General features: G+C 42.8%; 5 protein-coding genes. 4 read left to right on the forward strand and 1 reads right to left on the reverse strand.

What is annotated here, in order from left to right; all coding sequences use genetic code 11:
• The first annotated feature begins 71 nt into the window (after nt 1–71).
• The 4 genes from xerD to J7J62_03760 all read left to right on the forward strand — a co-directional run bounded on the left by xerD (nt 72) and on the right by J7J62_03760 (nt 5,073).
• Entirely contained in the window at nt 72–1,031 is a 960-nt protein-coding gene (gene xerD, locus J7J62_03745; GenBank protein ID MCD6124269.1) for a site-specific tyrosine recombinase XerD, read from the forward strand.
• Between the two features lie 625 nt (nt 1,032–1,656).
• A complete protein-coding gene (locus J7J62_03750) occupies nt 1,657–2,172 on the forward strand; it encodes a GWxTD domain-containing protein (protein ID MCD6124270.1) in 516 nt (171 codons plus the stop codon).
• A gap of 50 nt (nt 2,173–2,222) precedes the next feature.
• The gene (gene hisS, locus J7J62_03755) at nt 2,223–3,515 is read left to right on the forward strand and encodes a histidine--tRNA ligase (protein ID MCD6124271.1); all 1,293 of its coding nucleotides are present in this window, start codon (nt 2,223–2,225) and stop codon (nt 3,513–3,515) included.
• Nucleotides 3,516–3,618: 103 nt separating this feature from the next.
• Entirely contained in the window at nt 3,619–5,073 is a 1,455-nt protein-coding gene (locus J7J62_03760) for an RtcB family protein (protein MCD6124272.1), read from the forward strand.
• Nucleotides 5,074–5,092: 19 nt separating this feature from the next.
• On the opposite strand, the gene J7J62_03765 is transcribed toward J7J62_03760, so the two are convergent.
• A partial coding sequence (locus tag J7J62_03765) for a hypothetical protein (GenBank protein ID MCD6124273.1) occupies nt 5,093–6,118 on the reverse strand: 1,026 nt, incomplete at its 5' end.

Here is a 6,118-nt window from a genome sequence, read left to right on the forward strand (position 1 = left end):
GGTTATTATAAAATTTTGGTTATGTGGTTTGTTTTAGTATTTTAGGATGATGGCTGGCAAGGAGGTTTGACATTAATCTTGAGAAACTATCAAAACTTTTCGTTGATTACCTTGTCTCGGAACTTTCCAGTTCACCCGATACTGTTGATGCTTACCGTCGCGATATAAAGCGTTTCGTTGAGTTTGTTTCCTCTCATGGTGTAGAGTCACCCGATGAAATCACTCGCGGACTGGTTAATTCATTCGTTCGTTACCTTTCTGATCTCGGGCTTGCGAGGTCATCTATTTCGCGAAACATTTCTGCGTTAAGGACATTCTGGGGATTTCTTATCCTCAACAAGTTTGCCCAAAGCGACCCTACCGAAGCCTTAACAGTGCAATCGGTGAAAAGAAAGATACCTGAAGTGCTCACAGTAGCGGAGGTTGAGAGGTTACTTGATGCAGTTGACATATCAAATCCACTTGGCATAAGGGATAGGGCAATTCTCGAGTTTATGTATGCGACGGGGGCAAGAGTGTCGGAAACCATCAATGTTAAGACATCGGACATACACAAAGAACAGAGGTTCGTAAGGCTTTTCGGCAAGGGTTCGAAGGAGAGGCTCGTTCCGATAGGGAAGCAATCCCTTTATTGGATTGAGCGATACATGCGAGATATTCGTCCGACTATGGTAAATAAGTATTCTGGCGGGTATCTTTTTCTTAATTCGCGGGGCAGAAAATTTTCTCGCATGGGAATATGGAAGATAATACGGAGATGGGCTGAAAAAGCGGGAATAGAAAAAAATGTGCATCCACACACTTTAAGGCACTCTTTTGCTACTCATCTTATTGAGGGTGGCGCTGATACCCGTGCTGTTCAGGAGATGCTTGGTCACATCTCTATTGCAACCACACAAATTTATACGCATATTTCTATGAAAAAGATAACAGAAACTTATTTCAAATATCACCCACGAGGTCGTGATGAAAGCATTTTGGCTGAAAATAGCGCTGATACTTCTGATGGCGAATCTTCCAGCAGCTATTGAGCTTATCCCGCAAATAGAGGGTTCACCGCTTACGGGAACATTTTCATACGGTATTTTCCGCGCTGATAGCTTAGTGGAGCTGAGGATAACACTGCAAATATCAAACAATTCTTTGCAATTCGTGAGAGAAGCTGACAAGAGATATGTAGCGCACTACAAAATTGTCGGGGTGGCATATAAGAAAAATGAACTATTCACGACTGCCGAATATGAGGACAGCATAATTGTTAGTGATTTTTCATCCACGAATTCGGCAGAACCGAAAAAAGCTGGACAAATCTCCATTTTACTTCCCAAAGGAAAGTTTAGGATCGTTGTTATACTTGAGGATTTGAATGCGTCAACTAAAGCGAGCGCATCGTTTAAAGTAAAAATCCCCGACCCTGCTAAGATCAGAATTTCAACGCCGTGGTTTTTCACGCCTCACGATTCTGTGCTGTTAACCAACAAAATACCAGTCCTATGGGATAGCATTGGCGTTGCTGCGTTCGTATACGACATACCTGAGGGTTGCACCGCGTATGTCAGCGTTGTGGGCATAAGAGCTAAAGCGAAAACTTATCCTGCCCACTTCAGGTCTGACAGCAACGGTACAATCGTTTATGCCTTTTTCCCCATCTCATCAATGGACGGCGGCGAATATGATGCAACGATATATCTTAGGAATAAAAGAGGCGGGATTATTTCCAAAGTTAAGGTTGCGTTCACCATCGTGCCGACATCTTTTTCGATGTTGCGCTATCACTTTAAAGAGCTTATTCGGCAGCTAAGGTTAATAGCCAAGGAATCGGAAATAGATGATTTTGAGAATGCTGATTCGAGTGCACGCGATTCAATTTGGGATGCGTTCTGGCGTCAGCGTGACCCAACGCCATCAACTGAGTATAACGAATACAAAGAAGAATTTCTGAAACGAATACGCTACGCAGATATCCATTTCGGTACGCCTTACAAACACGGGTGGGAAACGGACAGAGGTAAAGTTTACATACTTTACGGAAAGCCAGACGAGATAGAGCGCCATCCATTTGAGCTGGGAAGTCCCGCTTACGAAATATGGTATTACTACTCACAAGGCGTGGCGTTCGTTTTTGTGGATGAGGACGGTGATGGCGATTACAAGCTCAAGGAAACCCGTTAAAGTGAACTGCAGGTGAGGTAAAAATGTCAAAACCGAGGTTATATCGGGGTATGAGGGATTTTTTGCCCCATCAGGCTATAGCACGAGAAAGAGTTTTGGACACTATAAAAGAAGTGTTTAAGCTCTGGGGCTATGTCCCGATAGAGACTCCTGCCATAGAGCTTTTGGATACGCTTTTGGGAAAGTACGGTGGTGAGGCAGACAAGCTTATTTACAGGCTTGATCATCCTGACCAGCTTGGTCTTCGTTACGACCTTACAGTGCCGCTGGCGAGGTTTTTCGCACAACATAGACATGAGCTTCCGAAACCATTCAGACGCTATCAAATTCAGTCCGTTTGGCGCGCCGAGCGAGCTCAAAAACAAAAGGGACGGTTCAGGGAATTCGTTCAATGTGATGTTGACATTGTGGGAAGCGATTCGCCTCTCGCGGATGCGGAGATTCTCGCGATAACTATAGAAACTCTTACTGCTCTTGGCTTCAGCGATTTTAAAGTGCTTCTTAATCATAGAAAAATACTTTTTGGACTTGTCCGTCAGGCTGGCTTCTCGGAAAATGAAGAACTATCGGTGCTTCGTTCGGTTGATAAGTGGGATAAAGTAGGCTTGGACGGCGTAGTAGAAGAACTAACGGGCAAGGGTTTTGAGCGAGCTAATGTTGAAAAGTTGATAAGCATTCTAAACACTGACGATGATGGAAGGAGTCTGCTTGAGGTGTTTGCCTCCTCTGAGGATGAATCGATAAACTATGGTGCAAGAAACTTGCTTAGGATACTTGATATTTTATCAATGATGGGTGATTACCAGCAGTATATAGAGTTTACCCCGCGTATGGCTCGTGGACTTGATTACTACACTGGTGCGATATTCGAGACCGTTCTGGAATCACTTCCAAACATGGGAAGCATAACCGGTGGCGGTCGATTTGATGACTTAATCGGGATGTTTGTGGGTGAGAGAATTCCCGCGTGCGGAACCACTGTAGGATTGGATAGGATTCTTGCTGCTATGGAAGAGCTTGGGTTAATGCCCAAAACTAAAACTCAAGCCGTCGTTATGGTCGCGCTGTTTTCAGAGGAATACACATCGGCTGCCATAAAGCTTGCGCAAGAATTTAGAAAAGCAAATGTACCTGCAGAAATGTTTATCGAACCCAAAAAGCTTGGCAAGCAGTTTGAATATGCCAATAAATGGGGAATACCTTATGTTGCCCTTGTTGGCGAGGATGAGGCTAAGAGTGGGCTTTGCGTTATAAAAGACATGAGCACGGGTGAGCAGTTTAAATTCAAGCCCGAGGAAGCTGTTAAATTTATAAAAAATAGGCTGACCGAAAGGGAGAGTTGATAAAGCGGGCTGCTGAATTAAAGGCTTGCGAAATTTTAATTATTAAACGATTTTATTTTTGCTTATTTGAGCTGGAAAAACTTTTAAATTCGGAGGATAGAATATGGCGGATGTTTTCTCGATACTTCGTAAGATAGATAATTACCGCTGGGAGGTACCCAAGACATTTCAGCCTGGGATGCGGGTGCCGGGGCGTATTTACGCCACTCGTGCCATGCTTGACCACATTGTTCGCGACGAAGCATTCAAGCAGGTGGCTAATGTGGCAACATTGCCCGGAATAGTAAAGTATTCTATGGCTATGCCGGACATTCACTGGGGTTATGGATTCCCTATAGGCGGGGTCGCTGCCATGGATGTGGAAAGCGGTGTCGTGTCTCCAGGTGGTGTTGGCTACGACATAAACTGTGGGGTCAGGCTTGTGCGAACTGATTTGACCATAGATGATGTTAAACCAAGGTTAAAGCGGTTGGTGGACGAAATTTTCAGAGTCGTTCCGTGCGGTGTTGGTTCAACTGGCAAAATAAGATTATCCCACCGTGAACTCGATGATGTTCTGGCTAATGGTTCCGAATGGGCTATTAGGAACGGCTATGGCTGGCAGGAGGATATTGAGCGCACCGAAGAGGGCGGCAAAATGAAGTTTGCGAATCCTGCCGAGGTTTCCGCTCGTGCGAGGCAGCGCGGACATGACCAGCTTGGGACACTCGGAAGTGGTAATCATTTTCTTGAGGTGCAGGTCGTTGATGAGGTGTTCGATAAAAGCCTTGCGGAAAAATGGGGGCTTTTTGAGGGGCAGGTGACCGTGATGATTCATTGCGGTTCTCGTGGTCTTGGTCATCAGGTCTGCGATGAGTTTGAACATGCGCTCATACCAATGCTTTCCAAATTTGGTCTTAACTTGCCTGACAAGCAGCTTGCGTGCGCGCCGCTTGATTCAAATATAGCCAAGCGCTACCTTGGAGCAATGGCTGCGGCTGCTAATTTTGCATGGGCGAACAGACAGATAATAATGCACTGGGTTCGCGGTGCGTTTGAGAAAGTTTTCGGGCGTTCAGCGGAGAGTCTTGGGATGCACCTTGTGTACGATGTTGCACACAACATAGCAAAGTTTGAGGAGCACACGGTTAACGGGAAGAGGATGAAGCTTCTCGTCCATAGGAAGGGGGCTACGAGGGCTTTCGCGCCAGGAAGACCTGAACTTTTAGGCATATACCGTCAAACAGGCCAGCCGGTGATAATTCCGGGCGACATGGGGCGCGCGAGTTATGTGCTCGTAGGAACTCATCGTGCAATGCAGGAGACTTTTGGCACGACATGCCACGGTGCCGGAAGATACATGTCAAGAAGAGCTGCTGTAAGGAAACTTCGCGGAAGAAGGATAAGCGAGGAGCTGGCGAGCCAGGGTATTTATGTTCGCTGGGTCGGCAGGGATACATTACTTGAGGAAGCGCCTGAGGCATATAAAGATGTATCAGATGTTGTCGAAGCTGTTGAGGGTGCCGGGCTTTCGCGGAAAGTAGCAAAATTAAAGCCTATAGGTGTCGTTAAGGGATAATAAAAATAAATTAAGTGAATTAGTTGAGCAAAATAAAGTCTTTGTAAAATGAAAATTCGGTTTTTAGTGTTGAAATAGTGATTATTAGTTTGTATTCGCCGGGTTCGAGGTCAAATGTTGTTAGTTTCTTGGTGTATAAGAAGTTTTTTTTGTCTACTTTTATTAATTCAGATTTTATTTGCTTTATGAAGCCCCGATATTTTGAGAATAAAGCAAAGTCAATGGTTATGTAATTTGGAATAGTATCGCTAATATTTTGTAAATATAATTTTACCCATAAATCTTGTCCTATTTTAAATTTATTTATATCTGAACTATCCTTTTCGCAGGAGGTTAATACAGATTTAACAAGCTTTACAGGAATAATATCTATTTTCTCCGTATTAGTGGAGCTTGGAGTTGGAGGAATGAATTTTGGACTTTCAGTTACTTTTGCCTTTTCTTCATTTGAATTTTTCGAAATAAAAGTTGTATCATACCATACAGATTTTACAAAGTTCCCCCAATTATCTTTATCAAGTTTAATTATTGCGAAAATGTCTCCATATTTTGTTTTTAATGATTTTTTGTTAAATAAGCCAATCTTTATATTCATCAATAACTCCGTGTTTTTAGTTCTGGGTATTGTGCTAAATAACAATTTTAATTCATTAGTTCTGAAGTTTAAATTGAATGTTTTAGTGAGAATTTTGAATTCGTTTAAAAATCGCCAAACTGTTAATTTATCGAGATCGATTCCAGTATATTCGGTAGTAATTTCTTTGTTGAATATTAGCTTCAGGAATTTGGACATATTTTCGAGGTCCAATTCATTATTTTTGAGGTGTGATATTTTTTTGTCATTTACCATTATTTCTGGGCAGGATGTAAATGATAATGAGTTTTCAGACGGTATAATTAAATTAACTATCAATGGATTGCTCGGTGATGATGAAAGTAAAAAACTATCTTGGGATGATATTCTGATGGTAAATTCAAAGTTTTTTCCGAATTTTAATGTATGTTCATTTGTAATAAATGATAAAGTAAACGGTTCAGTTTCGAT

Source organism: bacterium (assembly GCA_021159335.1).
In the GTDB taxonomy this organism is placed as follows: domain Bacteria; phylum UBP14; class UBA6098; order B30-G16; family B30-G16; genus JAGGRZ01.

Bases quoted from the DNA above. Each gene is read 5' to 3' on its own strand.
- J7J62_03750 (MCD6124270.1), top strand. From the start codon at position 1,657: ATGGACGGCGGCGAATATGATGCAACGATATATCTTAGGAATAAAAGA.
- hisS (MCD6124271.1), top strand. From the start codon at position 2,223: ATGAGGGATTTTTTGCCCCATCAGGCTATAGCACGAGAAAGAGTTTTG.
- J7J62_03760 (MCD6124272.1), top strand. From the start codon at position 3,619: ATGGCGGATGTTTTCTCGATACTTCGTAAGATAGATAATTACCGCTGG.